The sequence below is a fragment of the Paenibacillus terrae HPL-003 genome, from assembly GCF_000235585.1.
In the GTDB taxonomy this organism is placed as follows: Bacteria; Bacillota; Bacilli; order Paenibacillales; family Paenibacillaceae; genus Paenibacillus; species Paenibacillus terrae_B.
The window spans coordinates 4262120-4280883 of record NC_016641.1 but is presented as its reverse complement, the minus strand read 5'-3'; the positions used below and the strand labels follow the sequence as shown (position 1 = coordinate 4280883).

The 18764-nt window shown below is 48.1% G+C and carries 8 protein-coding genes and 2 pseudogenes; all 10 read right to left on the bottom strand.

Annotated elements, in window-relative coordinates:
- Positions 1-59 precede the first annotated feature (59 nt).
- A complete protein-coding gene (locus HPL003_RS19330) occupies positions 60-842 on the bottom strand; it encodes an STM4013/SEN3800 family hydrolase (RefSeq protein WP_014281421.1) in 783 nt (260 codons plus the stop codon).
- Positions 839-2176 carry an STM4014 family protein gene (locus tag HPL003_RS19325; protein ID WP_014281420.1) on the bottom strand — a complete coding sequence of 446 codons (1338 nt, stop codon included), beginning with the start codon at positions 2174-2176 and terminating at the stop codon, positions 839-841. Before HPL003_RS19325 ends, HPL003_RS19330 begins: the two co-directional genes overlap by 4 nt.
- Positions 2177-2235: 59 nt before the next feature.
- The gene (locus tag HPL003_RS19320) at positions 2236-3078 is read right to left on the bottom strand and encodes an STM4015 family protein (protein ID WP_014281419.1); all 843 of its coding nucleotides are present in this window, start codon (positions 3076-3078) and stop codon (positions 2236-2238) included.
- Between the two features lie 248 nt (positions 3079-3326).
- A complete protein-coding gene (locus HPL003_RS19315) occupies positions 3327-4793 on the bottom strand; it encodes an efflux RND transporter periplasmic adaptor subunit (RefSeq protein ID WP_014281418.1) in 1467 nt (488 codons plus the stop codon).
- A 70-nt stretch (positions 4794-4863) separates the two neighbouring features.
- Positions 4864-6381 (bottom strand): DHA2 family efflux MFS transporter permease subunit, encoded by a 1518-nt coding sequence (locus HPL003_RS19310; protein WP_014281417.1) that lies wholly within the window; start codon positions 6379-6381, stop codon positions 4864-4866.
- Positions 6382-6396: 15 nt separating this feature from the next.
- Positions 6397-7050 (bottom strand): HlyD family secretion protein, encoded by a 654-nt coding sequence (locus HPL003_RS19305; RefSeq protein WP_014281416.1) that lies wholly within the window; start codon positions 7048-7050, stop codon positions 6397-6399.
- 362 nt (positions 7051-7412) lie between these two features.
- On the bottom strand, positions 7413-8180 hold the full coding sequence (locus HPL003_RS19300; RefSeq protein WP_014281415.1) for a hypothetical protein: 768 nt from the start codon (positions 8178-8180) through the stop codon (positions 7413-7415).
- A gap of 20 nt (positions 8181-8200) precedes the next feature.
- The gene (locus tag HPL003_RS19295; protein ID WP_043922447.1) at positions 8201-8659 is read right to left on the bottom strand and encodes a flavodoxin; all 459 of its coding nucleotides are present in this window, start codon (positions 8657-8659) and stop codon (positions 8201-8203) included.
- Between the two features lie 210 nt (positions 8660-8869).
- Positions 8870-9372, bottom strand: a pseudogene (locus tag HPL003_RS27790) (L-arabinose isomerase); the annotation flags it as partial.
- Positions 9373-9687: 315 nt separating this feature from the next.
- Positions 9688-18558: pseudogene (locus HPL003_RS19280) on the bottom strand (non-ribosomal peptide synthetase); the annotation flags it as partial.
- Positions 18559-18764: the final 206 nt, after the last annotated feature.

Here is an 18764-nt window from a genome sequence, read left to right as displayed (position 1 = left end):
CTCCTCGCGCTGGATTGATTCTTTACATTTTACCAGTGCAATCTAAAATTTTTTGTACCCTACAACACAAATTCGCGGTAAGGCACATTCCATACTACCTCATGAGCTAGACGATGACCTTCGTAGCCATCTTCCCCATAAGCCGTACCATGATCGGAAAAGGCCAGGCAAAATGTCTTCCCCCGGTTTCGTAAAGCGTCGAACAAACGCCCAAGCTGCCCATCCACATAACGCAAGGCTGCACGTTGAGACTCCACTGAATCCTTGGCTGAGCCCTCCAGAAAATAGTGATTAGGGCCATGAATGGCTGATACATTCAGGAACAAAAACAGCCGCTGCGCCGGGTCCGCCTTCTCCAGCAGCTTTAGGGCATGATTCACCTGATGCTCCGTCGAACGGGGATTCGTAACGCCAAAGGTCATACGCCAGTAGCTTTCCTGAAAATACCCCGGCAACACCTTGGCAAGCTTGTTTTTTTTCGTAAAAAAAATAACGCCGCCGATGCAGATAGTCCGGTAGCCCTCACCCGCCAGCCCGGATACAATATCCGGTGCATCAAACAGCCACGTATGCGGATGCGTTCGCAGTCCCGTATCTTTTGTATGAAACAGCCGTATGTGAGAGGCCTTATCCGTATTGGCTGGTGTAGGCAAGAATCCGCCAAAAAACGCATGATGTGCAGCATAGGTAAAGCTGCCCGGCGTATGACGTTTTTCCCACGGCCCGGAACCGCACAGATTCGGACAGTTCTCTTCCTCCAGCTTGGCTACATCGTAACGCAGCGTGTCGAGCGTAATCATGACAATATCATGAGAACCGACAATCTGGTTCATATCGGTCATAACAAGTCTTTCCTTTCCACAGTTGCAGTCCCATTGGCGAGATGCAGCATTTCCCATTCATAAGGATTCCAGCCCTGATGTTTTACCCGGTATAGCAGGTCGCCGAACGGATTTACATCCAGCACGTATGGACGACCGCCATGCGCCGGAACCAGAACATCCAGCCCAGCGACCATAGAGGCCGGAAAAGTGCTCATCGCGGCTTCCGCAGTCTGCTGCACCGATTCTACCGTATCCTGCGGCAACCCGGCGTCCTCCAGCAAGAGCCGATCATTGCGTAAATGCAGATTCGTAATCGGACTCCGACTCAAACGCAAAACGGCATGACAAGCCTCTGATCCACAAACGAGCTGGCGTACATCGTAAACACGTCCGCTCAGACTCGCTTTAGGTATCCAGCGCTCCACATGCACCCCTTCCGAGCATAGCCAGCCCAGGATGGCATGAATATCCTGCTTGTCCGTATAACGACGCAAGCGTCCGGCATTGTAATACACACGCTGTCCGTGTACGATTTCCGTTCCAATGGTGGTTACCGCCAGTTCTGCTCGTGTCCGCGGATGCACCTGATAGGCTATTACACCAGAAGCACCGGACCCGCAAAATATTTTCACAAACAGACGGTGAACCCCGCTCTCCTTCATCGCTGCGTGTAGATCAGCAACATGACGAAAGGTACCGTCTGGTGGTGCAAGCACAGGCGGAACCCTTATGCCCGCTTTGTTCAATACGGCGCTGCAACGCCGTTTGTCGAACATCACAGCCACTTCCGCCGGATCATTCATCCAGCGCGACGAGGGCCATAGCAGGGCCGCTTCTTGCCGTAGCCACGCCAGCAGACGGCAATAGCCCCGGAACCATTGTGCCGGGTGCCAAATACGACCGTGCTGCTCCAGCAGGCCTCGCGCTTCTGCCGCCAATATTCCTGGGCTATGTGCTAATTGCGCCCACGGCAACAAAGAATCGTCTCCCACCGCATCCGGGGCTCCCAAAGCAATCAATTCACGCTCTACCTCAAAACTTTCACCCGGTGCATCCAGACGAAGCAGCGGACTAATGTCCGCCCGCCCCGTCTGTAACTGACGGATGCTCTCTTGCACATAAACACTAGCATTTACACTGTCTGACGCAGACTGTCCAGCTATTCGGGCCACCAGTTCACCCAAACTTTGTTTCTCACGGATGGCTTCCAGCACATTTTTATAGGAAATCTCAAGAGCTGTCGGCAGCTTCAATCTGCTTCGCGCCTCCTGTAGTCCTGTGGTCCGCCGATTCCCCGGATTGCCGAACAAAATAAACGGCTCGCTGACATTGCTGTCTGATATCCCAACCATAAAGCCGCCTCACTTTAATTTTTGAATAAGGCCCGATCGTAGAGAGTCCTCTTTATAGATTACTCAGTCAACGATGGATAACGCCAATCATCTTCCTCGTCCGCTTGCTGCTGATCTTCCACGTTCACAGACAGTCCTGAGCTTTTCCAACGTTTCATCATTTCATCAGACATATAATGATAGCTCAAATCCAGATGCTTCAGCCCTTTGATGCTTTCACTAGCCAGTAGTGCCTCTGCCCCTTTATCGGACAACGTGCCTTGAGACAGATCCAGTATCTCCAGTTGTCCAATCACAGGTGCGCTTGCCGCAGCAATCGCGATTTCATCCTGTATTTCACTATCCTTCAGTCCCAAATAGGTAAGCTTGGGAAAAGGATTGTCGTTCAGGAACGGTAATACATCCTTCAGACCACCGTCAAAGCCGTATTGATCCACGCCCAAATACAACTCCAGCTTGCGCAGCTCAGGCAGCTCGGCATTACGAATCTCCTGAAGGACACTCGCAGGCAAACCGCCGCAAATAATAACCAATTCCTGAAGGTGGCTATGCCGCATCGGTTCCAGGCTTAGGTCCTGACTTCCTTTGACATAAAAGGATTCCAATGCTGGAAACGCCTCCAACAGCGGGGACAGATTCGTCTGGTTAATCCACGAAACCTCACACTCATCATATTCCATATCACCGATAAACAGCTTACGCAGCTTCGGAAATTCATCTTTGTGCTTTACCAGCACCGGAATAAAATCCTCCGGCGATTGTTCGTAGGCTCCGCCCCAGTCTCCAATAATCAAATCCGTAATTTCCACACTCTCTGGCTTGACTGCCAGTTCTTCAATAGACTTAGCCATCGTTTGACCATTCTCATAAGCTTCATAATCCACAACCAGCTTTACTTCCATCTCGTAATACCTCCGATCACTGATCTGAAAATGTAATAAACCCCTATCTCATAAACTATCTATTTCCAGTTTAGTCTATCCTATCATACCAATGTTCGTCAAAAATAGACCCCTACCGACATCAATCCTATGTAAAATGTGCGCAAAGAAACTAAAACAGGGCAGCCGGTAAAATTACTCCAGTCTGCCCTGCGCCTATACTCCCTAATAAATCTCTAATATATAATACAACAAATTTTGAAGCCGAATTATTGGCTAATGGTGATCGGTGAGTTATCAGACAGCAACGCCAGATTATTCACGATTACGTTCTCTTCGTTGCTCAAGCCACTGGTAACCAGTGTTTGGGAGCCTGTCGTCTGAACCGTCTTCACTTCCTTGCGTTTCGCATGGTCACCATTCACAACGTATACATATTGCTTACCTTGATCCTTTTGAATCGCTGCGGTAGGAACGACAATACCTTCTTGTGCATTCGCAGCGACAAAGCTGATATCAGCCAGCATGCCGGACTTCAGCTTCACGTCCGGATTAGCCACCGAAATTTTCACAGGATATCCTTTTCCACTTGCGTCCAACGGGCTTACATTTTTAACTGTACCTGTTGTCACAATATTGGAAGCTGCTACACGTACCTGTACCTTGTCGCCTGCTTTTACATTGTTGATCTGCTCAGCCGGTACATAGATCAGTGTATTAACTGTGCTCAGGTTGGCAATGACCAGCGCAGGAGCCTGAGCGGATACCATTTCGCCTACTTCTGCATTTTTCGTACCTACAATACCGTTAATCGGTGATGTAATCACTGTGTCGTCGAGTGCGTCCTGAGCGATGCTTACATTTAGCTGAGCCTGCTTGAGAGACTGTTGGCTGGACTCGATAACCGCTGTATTTTGAGATACCTTCAGTTGATTTTGTGCATTGCTGTAGCCGCTGTTAGCATTACTGTAGCTGTTTTTTGCTGAATCGTAGCTGTTACGGGCCGTAGTGAGCGCCTTCTGAGCAGCCACCAGTTGGTCCTGGGCATTAGCCTGTGCGTTTTGCGCATTGTTGTATGCCGCTTCTGCGTTCACAACGGCTGTTTTCGCTTGTTCCAATTGTGCTTGAGTACTCGCACCCGCATCAAACAGGCTTTGAGTACGCGTTACATTTTTCTGAGCATCCGCCAGCGCTTGCTGCGTTTGCTTCACCGTATTGGCCGCCGAGGAGACGCCGTGTGTCGCCTGTTCTACGGCTGTAGTGGCCTGATTAATGGCTCCCTGCGCCTGGTTGATTGCGCTTTGGGACTGAATCACGCCGCTTTTGGATTGTACTACGCCCGAGTTGGCTTGAACCATCGTCGATTCATGAGATGCCTGAGCAGAACTCACTCCTGCTGCTGCTGCTGCTGCTGCTGCGCGGGCTTTCGCTACATTATTCCGCGTGTCCTTGTCATCAAGCTTGAACAGCACTTGACCTTTTTTGACCTCTGAGCCAATATCCACAGGCAGTTCAACTACTTTACCGCCCACTTTTGGAACGATATTCACCGTCTCCGAAGGTGTTACCGTTCCCGTATAAATGTTCCCTTGCCCAATGATACCCTGCTGCGCTTGGCTGATCTTGACAGGAACGACCATATCCTGCGCCGCTCCGCTATTACTGGAGCAGCCTGCCAGCACTGCGCCGCCGAGCACTAAGGCCGCTAATGTACTTTCTACTCTCAATATTTTCATGATAATTCCCTTTCTTTCTGTCCTTGGAAATAATGTAAGCCATCCAGTCGATATTTTGTAGTACTTTTTATTAAGCCTCCGGCTGTGTCTTTGCTTTCTTCCTTTGAATAAACAAAAAGATTAGCGGAATCGTGCAAAACAGCGGTATGGATGAAATGAGGAACGTATCCCCAATCCCTCTTGATGTGGCATCCAGCGTGATTAAACCACTTATAGATGACACCCAAGAACTGCCCAACGTCGCTTGCAGCGCATGAGCCGCGTCCGGTGTAACTGTCTCCGAAATTTGTTGGGCATGAGCTGCCGAACGACTTTGCATAATCGCTGTCAGCACTGCAATAGCCATAGATGCTGCAACGGTACGCACCAGATTGGATGCTGTAGACGCATTCGCTACCTTACTCGGATGAACAGCATTCATACCGACCGTAGACAATGGCATCATACAAATGCCGATTCCCAGACCCCGGAATGCCATTACCGTTTCCAGCCAAATATGAGGTGTGTCCGGCGTAAGCTGATGCAAATGATATGTCATGAAGCTGGTCAGCGTCAGGCCAACAAGCCCCAAGGGCACAATGCCGAACTTATCAAATAGCCGCCCGGCAATCGGCATCATAGCCGCCATTGCAATCGCCTGTGGAATGAGGATGATTCCGGTATCGATTGGTGACACATGCTGAATATTTTGCAAAAACAACGGTGTCAAAAACGTTCCTCCGTACATCCCCATCATGACCAGACTGGAGGCAATAACACTAATCGTATATTTTGAATTCTTGAATAATGAAATTTCAATTACAGCATTGTCTTTTCCGCTTTCCACATAAATAAGAAAGACAAGCGCCCAGAAGGCGACGAACAGTAGAGATACAATTTTAAAAGAAGTCCAGCCATCATGCTGCCCGTTAGTTAGTGCGTACAGGAGCGTCCCTGCACAAGTTGCGGCCAGCAAAAAGCCCGGCAAATCAAACGGCTTCGGTGTTGCTTTAGGTGGCTCTTTGATTAGGAGTATGACCATTAAAATTGCAAATAAAGCTACAGGCAGACTGACAATAAACAAGAACCGCCAGTTAAACCATTCAATTAAGTATCCGCTCAGCGTAGGTCCTACAGCTGGCGCTGCCATTGCAGCGATCCCCCATATACCAAGGGACATACCGATTTGTTCACGCGGCATGATTTTGTAAATAATCGTCATACTTAGCGGCATAATGACACCGCCGCCCAGACCAGCCAGCACACGCGCGGCGATCAGAGAAGAATCACTCCATGCAAAAATACATACTCCCGTTCCCAGCGAGAACACGCTTAGCGCAAGAATCAAGAATTTTTTATATCCGATACGCTGCTCCATATATCCGGTAATCGGGACGATTACGCCGGATGCAAGCGTGTAACCTGTAATAACCCACTGAATACGTGTCGTCGTTGATCCTAAGTCCGTCGTCAATCGAGGAATGGCGACATTGATCAGACTGTTGTTCAGAATGGCGACAAAGGCGCCTAAAACGATGGCAAAAAAAGCAAGCCAGCGTTCTTTGGAAGAATCTGTCGAAGGAGCAGCAGCAGTTTCATTGGCAGCCACATGGACCCCTCCTTTTTAAGATGTATGGATTTTAACTTCCACGTTGGTTCCTGGAATGAGCTTCATATCCTTCGGCTTGTTAACAGCAATTTCTACAGGCACACGCTGGGTCACCTTGTTAAAGTTACCGCTTGTGTTTACCGCAGGAATGAGCGAGAACACTGCATTTGAGGCTTCGCCCACTTTGCGAACCTTGCCTTGAATCGTCTTGTCACCTGCTGCATCAAGCGTAATGTCAACGAGCTGTCCCGGTTTAATGCGGTCAATATCGGTTTCTTCAATATTCGTGGAGACATACAGACTGTTCATATCAACCATGGTCGCAACAGCACTGCCTGGAGAACCGATTTCATGCTCCTTCGAATAAATCTTAATAACGGTACCATTGATCGGCGCACGCAGTACGGACTTGCTGATCATGCTGGAATCCAGCCCCGATACATCCTGCTCGGCAATCGGTTCATTGCGCTGAAGAACATCGCCTTCCTCCACATCAATGTGTGTAATCTCTCCGGAAATTTGCGGCATTACCTTATATTGATCCGCTTGAATACGCGCATCGTCACTCTTAACAAAGTGTGTTGCCTGATACCAATAATAGTAGCCAATGGTTCCGCCGCTCAGAATGAGCAGTACGATGAGAATTGGCAGTACGGTTTTCTTACTCACTTCTTCCACCCCTGTTGTCCAAAAAATTTTATTATTCAACGCTAATATTTTAATTTTGAAATATTAGGCCATCAAACCAAACCGTGAACGTAAAATAAGCACATGGCAGCATACCATGCAAAAGAAAGAACATTATCTATGTACGTAGGCAATCCTTGTCTATGCTCACACACACCGTCTCCTTTTATATTTAAATATTTTCATATAAATATCGTACATTGAAGTATTATAGTTATATTTATCTATTCAGGCAATATAAATTTTCAGTTTTTCAAAAAAAATTTTATAAAAAAAGAGCCTTGCTTTCCAAGGCTCCTTCAACGAAAAGGTATTATTCACATTTAAAGGGTTTAAAAAATGTACTAAGAAAAAAGCAAGGGTCCCAATAACCGTCTGCTATTGCCCTGTGTTCGTTGTTCCCCTATGCAGGCTCCGCAACGACATCGTTCTGTTGACGCGTGTACATCCTCTCTGGAGTCCCGCAATAACCGAACGTAATCCAGAGATTGCTGTAAAGAAGCAGGACCCGGGATAAAGCGGACTTTTTTGCCTTCCAGCAAACAGTAGACCTCAATAAGCTGCGGAAGAGCACCAAATGCATAATAACAAAAAACATTCGTCAAATGTTGAAATGTATGAATAACGTTGGGATTATAATCCACGATGTACTTCTGAATCAGTAAGGAGTCGGCTCCAGCTGACAGTTGCCAGGCAGCCTGCACAATAAGCGAAATGTCGACCTCAAGCTCAGGGACCGGCGTGCAAAATTGCTCGTACAACATCACCGGCGTTGACAAGTCCCTATTTAACGCACAAATTTTAGACAGCTCGCCTGACACTTTATTTTTGACGTCCCAGTAATGGAACAACGATTCGAAGCCGATTGGCTGTGTGGGCCACCATTTCTCCAGCACGTACTGGACCGGGATTTCCCGCCGCACCTCTACTTCCATTCCGAAGTATTCATTTAGCGCATGCCCTATCGCATATTGAACCCGTTGCCTCCAATTCCAGCCTTCACGCCCGCGTTTTCCCTGCGATTGACGGGTAGACTGCGGAGTTCTCCACATCTCCTCAAGCTGATAGTCGTGCAGAAGAGGAAAGCCGCTTAAGCTATCGCTGTTGCGCATACCTATCCCTCGCTCTCTTCTCAGGACACCCCAATACCAGCCTGTGCAAATTGTCTTCCGTAAGCCCGGCAATTTTCCTTCTCATCGTCCAGTGGGTTGAATTCGATCTTCAAGCTCTCCTGAATAACAGTTGCGCCGCGTTCTTTGACTTTTTCCTCTACCAGGTCAACCGCGCCGCAGAATTGCGTATAGGATGTATCACCGCTGCCAAATACAGCGGTCTTTTTACCGGACAGATCAAGCTCATCCAGTTCCTCATAAAAATCTAAAAATTCATCAGGAAGCTCACCATCTCCCCATGTATATACACCCAACAGGAACCCGTCATAACCGAGCAGTTCCTGCGCACTGCAATCATACGAAGCCTTCAACTCCGCCTCATGTCCTGCCTGGCGGACGCCTTCGGCGATCAATTCTGCGATTTCCTCTGTATTACCAGTCATACTGGCATAAGCAATCATGATTTTACCCAAGTTCATCCCTCACTTTTGTTTGACATATGGAATGCATTCATTCCCTATTACTCAAATAATATTTGATAATGATTCTCATTGTCAAATGTTAATTTTAAATAAGTGTTTTATACAAGGTACAACTTACGCAAAACAGCTTCATAGCATGCGGCTGTTCGCTGATAAACCCTATGAATAAGCTGCTTCAACAAGAAGCTTGTTTATTTATTGCATCCATTATTTATTACGCCAGTACAGTTCATTCCATTGCAGCTCCTGACGGAACTGACGGATGTTCGTGTTGTTGTCAATGACGACAGCTTCTATGCCTGTCAGCTCTGCGTAATCCAGCAATTGCTCAGTGGTTACAGCATAGGACAACACCGTATGATGCGCTCCACCCGCATGAATCCATGCTTCTGCAGACACTTCCAGCGAAGGCTCTGGTTTCCGCAAAACGCTGGCTACAGGCAGTTTCGGCATTTGGTTTTTATTTCCGTACCATGAATTTGGTTAATGATCAGACGGTAACGTCCTCCCAGCTCAATGATGGATGCTACGAGCGCCGGACCCGGTTTGCCTTCAAAAATAAGACGAGCCGGATCGGCTTTGCCACCAATACCCAACGGTTGAACATCAATACGCGGTTTGTTCACAGCAATCGTCGGACATACCTCCAACATATGAGAACCCAAATTCAGTTCATTGCCCGGTTCCAAATGATATGTGTAATCTTCCATCTTCACGCATATTGTCACCAAAACGGACTACTAAATGAGACGACGAATCGCGCCGGAATTTGTCAGAACCGGCTTGAGTGCCACTTCAAACGGTTTCATAATTAAAAATTCCTCCTGTCAGGAAATAAGTATAGTTGCAGCGGTATTCATAGATAAAATATCATGTACGTACAATCTGATATTTTTCTCAAGATTATGATGAAAAATGCCAAGTCCTATGATTAGGACCTGGCATTTTTCGTATGACGGACAGGCTCAAACTTATTCCCTTGATTACTATCCTATATTTCCCTTGAAGTAATACATCTCAGTTCCTTACTTGGTTACGGTCAGATCGGATAGAATTTTATCATTTGCAGCTTGGAAGATTCGATGGATATCTTCACGATCTTCCTCATACGGAAGGATTAGAGAAATTTGAAGACCACTTCCTGTATGTGTAGACTCAAAGAAAATCGTTTTTCCCCCGCCAACCTGCTCCCTTCCAGTATTCAAAGCGCTGAGCATGTTTATGTCTTCCTGCATTTCACCCAAGTAGTTGAACACGATAGGCAACTGTTCAAGTCCCTTTTTTAGGATGCTGCTGGATTGTGGGTAAGCGGGTTCCATCTCTTTGTTAAAGATCAGATTTAAGAAATTCAAGTGATGATTTGCTGCGATATCCAGTAGTCTCTGAATATCGTTCTCATAGGATATCATCCCTTCCTTATGGAGTAAGACTGGAATATGATCAATATATTCTCCCACCGACCCAAAGTAGTTCCGATCCCCATACTGTCTTCCATACTGCGTCAACCATATTGGAACTTCTAGCTGTTCAAAATAGCCGCTAAAGAACTGGAACGCCATGTGCAACGTGATATTCCACAGACTTGCAGCCCCATCCTGTGTTGGAACATCATGTAACTTCAATTCCCAGCTATATTGGGTAGATTTAGCATAGTTGTATTCCCGGGTTCGTGCGTGAATGTGGCTATTATTGTCTCCAAACGCCTGAAGCTTGAATTGCCCCACAATTTGCTGATCGCTGATTTCCTTAGGGCCTTGGCGGATATAATCGACATAATCCCGGTAATGGAACCCTTCTGCTGTCTCCGCCTGCTGCATATGATCGTATGCTTCAAAGAGCTGGCTTTGCAGAACTACGCCGCTCGTGCCATCATAAATGATGTGTGAGCATGGAAGTAGCAGCAGATGGTCCCGCAAATTCAACCGAACCAGCACTATCCTGTATTGAAGAGATTGAATCTGTTCATATGGTTCAAAATAAAGGTTCGACATGATGGATGAAAGGAACTGATGTTGTGTCTGTACCGGATAGACCGAAAGATCTACAAAGGGTAAGGAAATGTGCTCCGGTGTTGCTTTTACTTCCCATTCCCAGATGCCATCCGATTGTGAAAGCACACTTCTCAGTAATTCATGACGATGAATCAACTGCCGAACCGCTGTGGACAGACGCTCCACATCCACGTAGTGGTCGAGCCGGATCACTGTACCCGAGGAGGCAGGGTGTAGCAGATGGTAATGCTGAGCAGGTGCCAGAGGAAAACGATGGACAGCCTCTGTGCTGAGTATATTTTCATTCCAGTTCGCATTCATTTTAGCGATTGTAAAAATCCAATCCTCCACCAGATGTTTGTAGCTTCTTTCCTGCTCATCGTCTGTTTGCTCGCTTTTTGTGGAGCCTGTTCTAAGCATTTGGCCTGCGTCTCCCTCGCCCATTGGAACAATATAATGGGGGTGCAAGTCAGAATGGATATGGGACGAAATTAGCGTTGCCATCTCATCCACCTGATCTGCCCGGAATGGATGCACATGCAGAAACAAATAGTCCTGTTCATCGATGGGGATAGATTGAAGCATGGCCTGTACGCCGAAGGTTTCGCTAATCCATTGTTCGGCTTCCGTGAAAACCATGATCCCTGTGTCTTGGTTTGTGTCAACTTCGTCAACGGATAACAGATCGGACAATCCCCGAATGGTTTGATGTTGCAATACTTGATGGATTCCCAACGAAATACCTGATTCCTGCGCTTTGGAGACGAGCTGAATGGCCTTTAACGAGTGACCTCCGAGTTCAAAAAAGTTGTCGTCGATACCTACCTTTTCTACACCAAGCACTGCTTGCCAGAGGTGCGCCAATTGTTGTTCCACTTCATTTTTTGGGGCAACGTATGTCACATCCGTATGACTTGCCAATTCAGGTGCAGGCAGCGCTTTACGGTCGATTTTGCCGTTCGGTGTCAGTGGCATCTGCTCCAGTTGTACGAAGAACGAAGGCACCATGTAGTTCGGGAGTTTCTCGCTGAGTAAGCTGCGTAGCTCACCTGCACTCACTTCCTGTTCCGCCACATAGTATGCGACGAGTTGGTGTTGCCCCTGCTCGTCCTCATGAGCCAAAACGATCACCTCTTGCACTTTCTCCACCTTCAGCATGCTGGCTTCAACCTCGCCCAGCTCAATCCGGTAGCCTCGGATTTTCACCTGGTGGTCTATGCGCCCCAGATGCTCAATGTTTCCGTCCGGCATCCATCTCGCCAAGTCCCCCGTTCGATACATCCGCTCATATCCCGTTTCTCTGTCCGCAAACGGATTCGGTATAAATTTCTCATCCGTCAACTCAGGACGATGTAGATATCCGCGCGCCAGTCCGTCTCCCGAAACGCACAATTCTCCTGCTACACTCACTGGTGCTAAATGTCCATGTACATCTACGACATATACCCGGTGGTTCGGCACCGGACGTCCGATGGAAATCACCTCAACTGCGCTTGAATCTTCGGGCAAAGGCCAGATTGACGTTATGATCGAGTCTTCCGTTGGGCCATAGGCATTGTAATACACCACCGAATCCTTCCACTTGTTCACCAGCTCCGTCGTTGCCGCCGATCCCGCTGTAAGGAGAATACGCACGTTCGGCATTCGCCTCGGTTCCAGATATACCGCGTATGTCGGCGGCAACATCAAAACAGTAATTCGGTGCTCTGCGATATACTGTTCAAATTCCTTATAGTCCAAAATTGTCTCCATCGTCGGTACATACAACGTTGCCCCACAGAACAATGCTTGGAAAATTTCCCAGCAAGCGACATCAAACGAATAACTGGCAAACAACATCGTATGGTCTGACAAACCTATGTGTAACGTCTGATCGAAATAAGTTTTCAGATTACACAGCCCACGATGCTCTACCATAACCCCTTTCGGTTGTCCTGTGGTCCCTGAAGTATAAATCACATACGCTAGATCGTTTGAGCCAGACACAGGTTCCAGATTTGAACCATCCTCGTGATACACAGACGTGTAGATAAGCCGATTCTTAGCTTTTTCACTTGATGTAGCTGCCTGTGTATCTGTGAAAAGTGCATTCACAGCAGCCGTTGCGCTCTCAGCCTGTTCTCCATCCAGTATCAGCACTTTGCCGTCGAAGGCCACTTTTTCCGCCAGTCGGCTTTGTGTCAATAAAATGTCCGCCCCGGAATTATCAAGCATGTAGCGGATACGCTCTTCTGGATACGTCGGATCTAAAGGTACATACGCGCCTCCTGCTTTTAATATCGCGAAGATGCCCACAACCATATCCATCGAACGCTCGGTCATCAGACCGACCAAACGATCTGTCGTTACACCATGACTCCGCAAGGTACGAGCCAGACGATTGGCACGCTCGTTTAATTCGCGGTAAGTCAGTTGCTCTCCCTCGAAAAACAATGCCGCCTGCTCCGGTGTCTGCGCTGCTTGCGCTTCGAATAACTCGTGAATCGTTTGCTCACGTGGATATTCCGCTGATATATTGCTCCAAACACCAACGATTTGCTCGCGCTCCGACTCAGTCACCACATCCAGTTCATGCACCCTGATTTCCGGGTTCGCCACCACTTGCTCTAGCAATCGCACCAAATGCCCTTGAATTTGCTCTATACTCTCGCGCTCAAATGCCCGTGCATTGTAGCCAAAGCTCGTTTGAATGGTTTCCCCAGATCGTATCACCAGATTAAAGTCATAGTTGCTAGGCTCAGCAGACTCGAACCCGGCATTTTCTAAGCTGGCCTCTCCACCGTCACCCCGCTGCTCCACTTGTTCGTTCATCGGAGCATTTGCGAAAATAATTCTATGGTTGATCAAATCCTGCTTTAGCTCCGTCAGCGCTTGGATATCATCCAACGAATACATATTATATGGAAGGGAAGCTCTGAAGTGTTCCTGATTTTGCTTCATCATATCAGAGAACAGACTATCCTCGTTGCTGCAAATACGAACGGGTACCGGATTCAGGGGAGAACTGATCTCGGGCTCGGCATACGGTATGTCCGTAGCGCTCTCTAGAACCACGCTGCCAAACACGACATCATCCATACCATTATATTTTTGAAGCAAAATGCCCCAAACGGTTTGTACTAGCGCATTCATCGTTACCTGATCACGTTGGGCAATCTGCCAAATTCCGGCCGTCAGGCTTGCGCCCAGATCAAAATCCAGACGCTCTGCCTTATATTCCGTGTTACCTGGTATTTTGGCCTGTGGCAAACAGGCCTGTTCTTCATATCCATCCAGGTATGCACTCCAGTAACGAGAAGCCTTCTGACGTTCTTGATGCACTTTCAGTACATCCACTGTTTCTTCCACTGTAATCCATTCCAGCTCACTCAATGTGGTATCTGGGCTAGCCGCAATTACTTCAGCCAACCGTACAAAGTGGCGCGTGATCTGCTCAATTGTTTCCCGCTGGTACAGCGTGGTCGCATACTGCAATCCGAACTGTATTCCGGATTCTTCCTCTCTCGCTTCCAGCGTCAGGTCAAACTTCACTGGAGTTTGCTCCATATCGTATAGACGAAAGCTCAGATCTTTGAGCTTCAACTCGCTTTGCTCGGTGTTTTGCAGCACAACCATCGTATCGAAGACCGGATTTCGGCTCATATCCCGCTTGACATTCAGCTGATCCACCAGTGTCTCAAACGGATAGTCCTGATGCTCGTAGGCTTGTAAAGCACGGATTTTCACATCTTCTACATAGCTGCGGAACGTCTGCTCTGCGGTCGGATAATTGCGTAGTGCGAGGGTTCCGACGAACATCCCAATGATGGGTTCCAGATCGGCATGTGGACGTCCGGCAATTGGGGTGCCAACAATGATATCTTTCTGCCCTGTGTACTGATGCAGCAGTGCCGTGTAGGCTGCCAGGAGTACCATGTACAGCGTGGAGCCGGTTTGCGCCGCCAACTCTTTCAAGCGTTCACTAACTTCGCGCTCCAATCCAAACATCACCGTGTCGCCTGCTGTACTCCTCACCGCTGGGCGGGCAAAATCAGTTGGCAAGTCCAGCACAGGCAGCTCACCCTGGAAAGTATTGAGCCAATATGCTTCCTGACGCTTCATCCACTCCTGTTGCGCCTGGCTTTGTTGCCATATGGCGTAGTCTTTGTATTGAATGCGCAGTGAAGGCAACTCCTCACCGCTATACAATCGAACAAATTCGTTGGTGAGAACCCCCGTCGACACACCGTCCGAGATGATATGATGCATGTCGACCATCAAAAGATGCTGCGGTTTTTCATCTATTCTTTGTACGGCTAGGTCTACCAATGCTACCCGCAGTAACGGAGCGGTTTGCAGATTAAACGGACGTACAAAAGCGCGAACGAGTGAATCTATTTTCACTTCTAAAGCAAGCACATCCGTTACGATCTGTTGTTCTTCTATCTTCATATACTCCACTTCGAACGGTACGGTGTCCTGAATCCGCTGGATAGGCTCACCGTTCACCAATTCAAAGCTAGTACGAAGGGTTGCATGGCGTAAAATTATCTGACGGAACGCTTCTTCCACCCGTTTCACATCCAGAGAGCCACTTACCTGGATCACCGCTGGCATGTTGTAGTTTACATCATCCGGATCGATTCGGTTCAGTACATACATCCGTTTTTGTGCAGAGGACAGCGGGTAGTAGGCACGCTCTTCCGTCACCGGAATCGATGCGTACACCACTTGATCCAGACTTTCAATTACAGCCGCCAACTGCTCGATTGTTGGAGCTTCAAAAATACTGCGTAGTGAAAGTGATTTGTTCAATTCTTTATGAATCTTGGAGACCAGCGTCATCGCCCGTAGTGAATGTCCACCAATTTCAAAGAAGTTTTCCTTCACGCCAACTTGCGGCAAGCCCAGCACGTCCTGCCAGATTTGAGCCAATTCCGATTCCACCCACGTCCGTGCTGCGATATGCTCCACTCCGCTTTGCAGACTGGCTTCCGGTGCTGGCAATGCCTTGCGGTCGATTTTACCGTTCGGACTTAAAGGCATCCGATCCAGTTGCACGAAGTACAACGGGATCATATAACTTGGCATTTTCTGGCCTAGTTCGCTTCTCAAATCGGCTACGTCGATTTCCTGCGCGGCGACGTAATACGCCACCATCTGCTTTTGTCCTGTTTCGTCTGCATGGGCAATCACTACTACTTCCCGTACCCGTTCCACTTTCAGCAACTGCGATTCAACCTCGCCCAGTTCAATCCGATACCCCCGGATTTTCACCTGATGGTCGAGCCGCCCCAGATATTCGATATCGCCGTCCGCTATCCATCTTGCCAAATCCCCTGTCCGATACATCTGCTCATAGCCAGATACTCCACCGGAAAACGGATTTTTCATAAATTTCTCCGCCGTCAGCTCTCCACGGTTCATATACCCACGTGCTACACCTGCACCACTGATATACAGCTCACCGGCAACGCCAATCGGCACCGGTTTTTGATGCGTATCTAGAATGTACACCGACTGGTTCACTAGCGGGGTTCCAATGGATAGAGTGTGTGCTCCTTTTTCAAGAAGAACATTCAGGTCTTCTGGATCTTCAATTGTATAAGCGGTCGCATCTACCGTCGTTTCCGTGGGGCCGTACACATTGGTGATGACCGGGTGATACCCGGACCATTTATGCAGGAATGCGTTTACCAACTGTACCGACAACGCCTCGCCACCAATCAGAAAATGCCTTACCCCTGGTGCCTCCGTTACCAATACGGTCTCGCTCAAAATATACAAATGTGCTGGCGTACCATCCGATAGGTCAATCTGGTGCTTCCGGTAGTATGCGATGAGCTGCTCACCATTCAAACTGACCTCGCGCGAAACGACGTGCAGAGTGTGGCCTAACAGAAGACTTGCAAAGATCTGCTGTACCGAGGCGTCAAACACATACGCTGACAGCCACGCCACCTGTAAAGGCTGGTCATAACGGCTGTACACGCGCTCAACCAAAGCATGGACAAGATTGCTAACACTGCCTTGCTCAATCATGACTCCTTTTGGCTGCCCGGTAGTTCCGGATGTGTAGATCATGTAAGCCAGATCCTTAGATCCAGACACTGGCTCCAGATTTGTACCGTTCTCGTGATATACAGATGGCTCCCCATTCAGCACCAGTATCTTGCCGTTAAAAGCTACGTTCTCCACCAGATGATTTTGCGTCAATAGCAGATGTGCTCCCGAGTCGTCCAGCATGTAACGGATGCGCTCTTCCGGATACGTCGGGTCAATAGGCACATACGCGCCACCGGCCTTCAAGATGCCGAAAATCCCAACGATCATATCCACCGAACGCTCACTCATTAGACCGACCAAACGGTCCGCCGTCACACCATGACTACGCAGCGTACGAGCCAGTCGGTTCGATCGTTCGTTCAACTCACGATAGGTCAGTGCAATATCTTCGTAAATTACAGCAGTCTGTTCCGGTGTACGTTCTGCCTGTGCCTCTAATATCTCATGAATCGTCCCAGCAGGATAATCGGCAACGGGTCCGCTCCATATCTTCGTCAGTTCTGTCTCTTCTGCGCTGGTCAGCAGACGGATATCCCGCAGCAGGATTTCAGGTGTCCGTGCAATCTGCACAAGCACTTGCTCCAGATGTCCGGCTAACCGTGTCATTGCTTCATTGTTATAGACTAAGCTGTTGTAGGAAAGTATAAAACTCAGTGCTTTTCCGTCTTCCACTTCAATGTTGAAGTGGTAGGGCGTTTCTTCATATAGATGAACGTCCTCCACGATGAATCCAAGTCGTTCCTCCAGATCAGATTGGCCGATCATATCCTCCAACGGGTAGTTTTCAAATACGACGAAATGATCCAGTAATTGCTGCTTGATCGCTGATTGAGACTGAATTTCAGCGAGTGAGCAATAGTCGTACGTCTGTGATTGAACGGCCATCTGTTGCACATCACGAAGCAAGTGTGAGAACGACTGTTCCGCATCAAATTTTATTCGTACGGGTATGGTATTAATGAATAGTCCCAACATCTGTTCTACACCTTCAAGCGCGGGCGGACGACCGGAAACAACCGTGCCAAAGACGACGTCTTCACTTTGGTTATAAGCCCCCAACACGATCCCCCACGCAGCCAAAAACAGGCTACTGAGGGTTGCCCCATTGCGTTCGGCTACAGTCCGCAATTGACGGGTCGTTTCTTCCGCAAGCGATGTTGTATGCTCACATAAAGAGTACCCGACGTCTGCCTGAAGCTCACGGGATACAGGTAGGGTCGGCAATACTGCCAGCTGATCATAGCCATCCAGTATAGACCGCCAGTACTCCTTGGCTGCAGCCTTATCCTGCTTATCCAACCAGCGGGCATAGTCGGTGTATGACTGCGGCACAGGCAGTAGCACAGGTTCCCCCGCTTTCAGTGTCTCATAAGCACCAAATAACTCTTCCTTTACGATTCCGAGGCACCAGCCGTCCATGATAATATGATGAAAGCTTAAAAGCAACGTATATGCATCCGCCTGAGTTTGAAGCACGGTCAAACGGACGAGCAAATCTTTACTCAGATCGTAACGTTCATTCCGGACTGTGTCTGCATATTTACGAATAACTTCAGCTTTGTCTATCTCAGGGATATCCGTCAAATTCTCATAACGAAGAGTGGCATTCCGCTCCTTAAACACAATGAGCCGCGCGCGCGAGGCACTTTTATGATAAATGTTTGAACGAAGCGATTCATGACGCTGTACCAAATTTTGAAAGCTCTTTTGCAGAGCTTCCAAGCTCAGCACTCCTCGGATGGTAATCCGCACCTGCTCATAATACGCCTGTGATTCTGGCTCCATCACCGTATGAAAGAGCATCCCCTCCTGCAAAGGAGTCAAATTAGCCACTTTTTCGATTTCAAGGCTTTTACTCATCGGATTCCTCCCGTGGAATAATTATTGGCTCTCAAAAAAATTGCTTCATATTCTTCAAACTCGTCCAACTCCAGATCATTTCCCAAAATAACAGCAGTCCTTCAATAAATGTTTTGCAGCTATAAAGCCGCTATGCCATGAAGTTCCCCTCCCCATAATGATGTATTTAAAATGAATTAATTTACAATTAACGAGTTTAATTCATA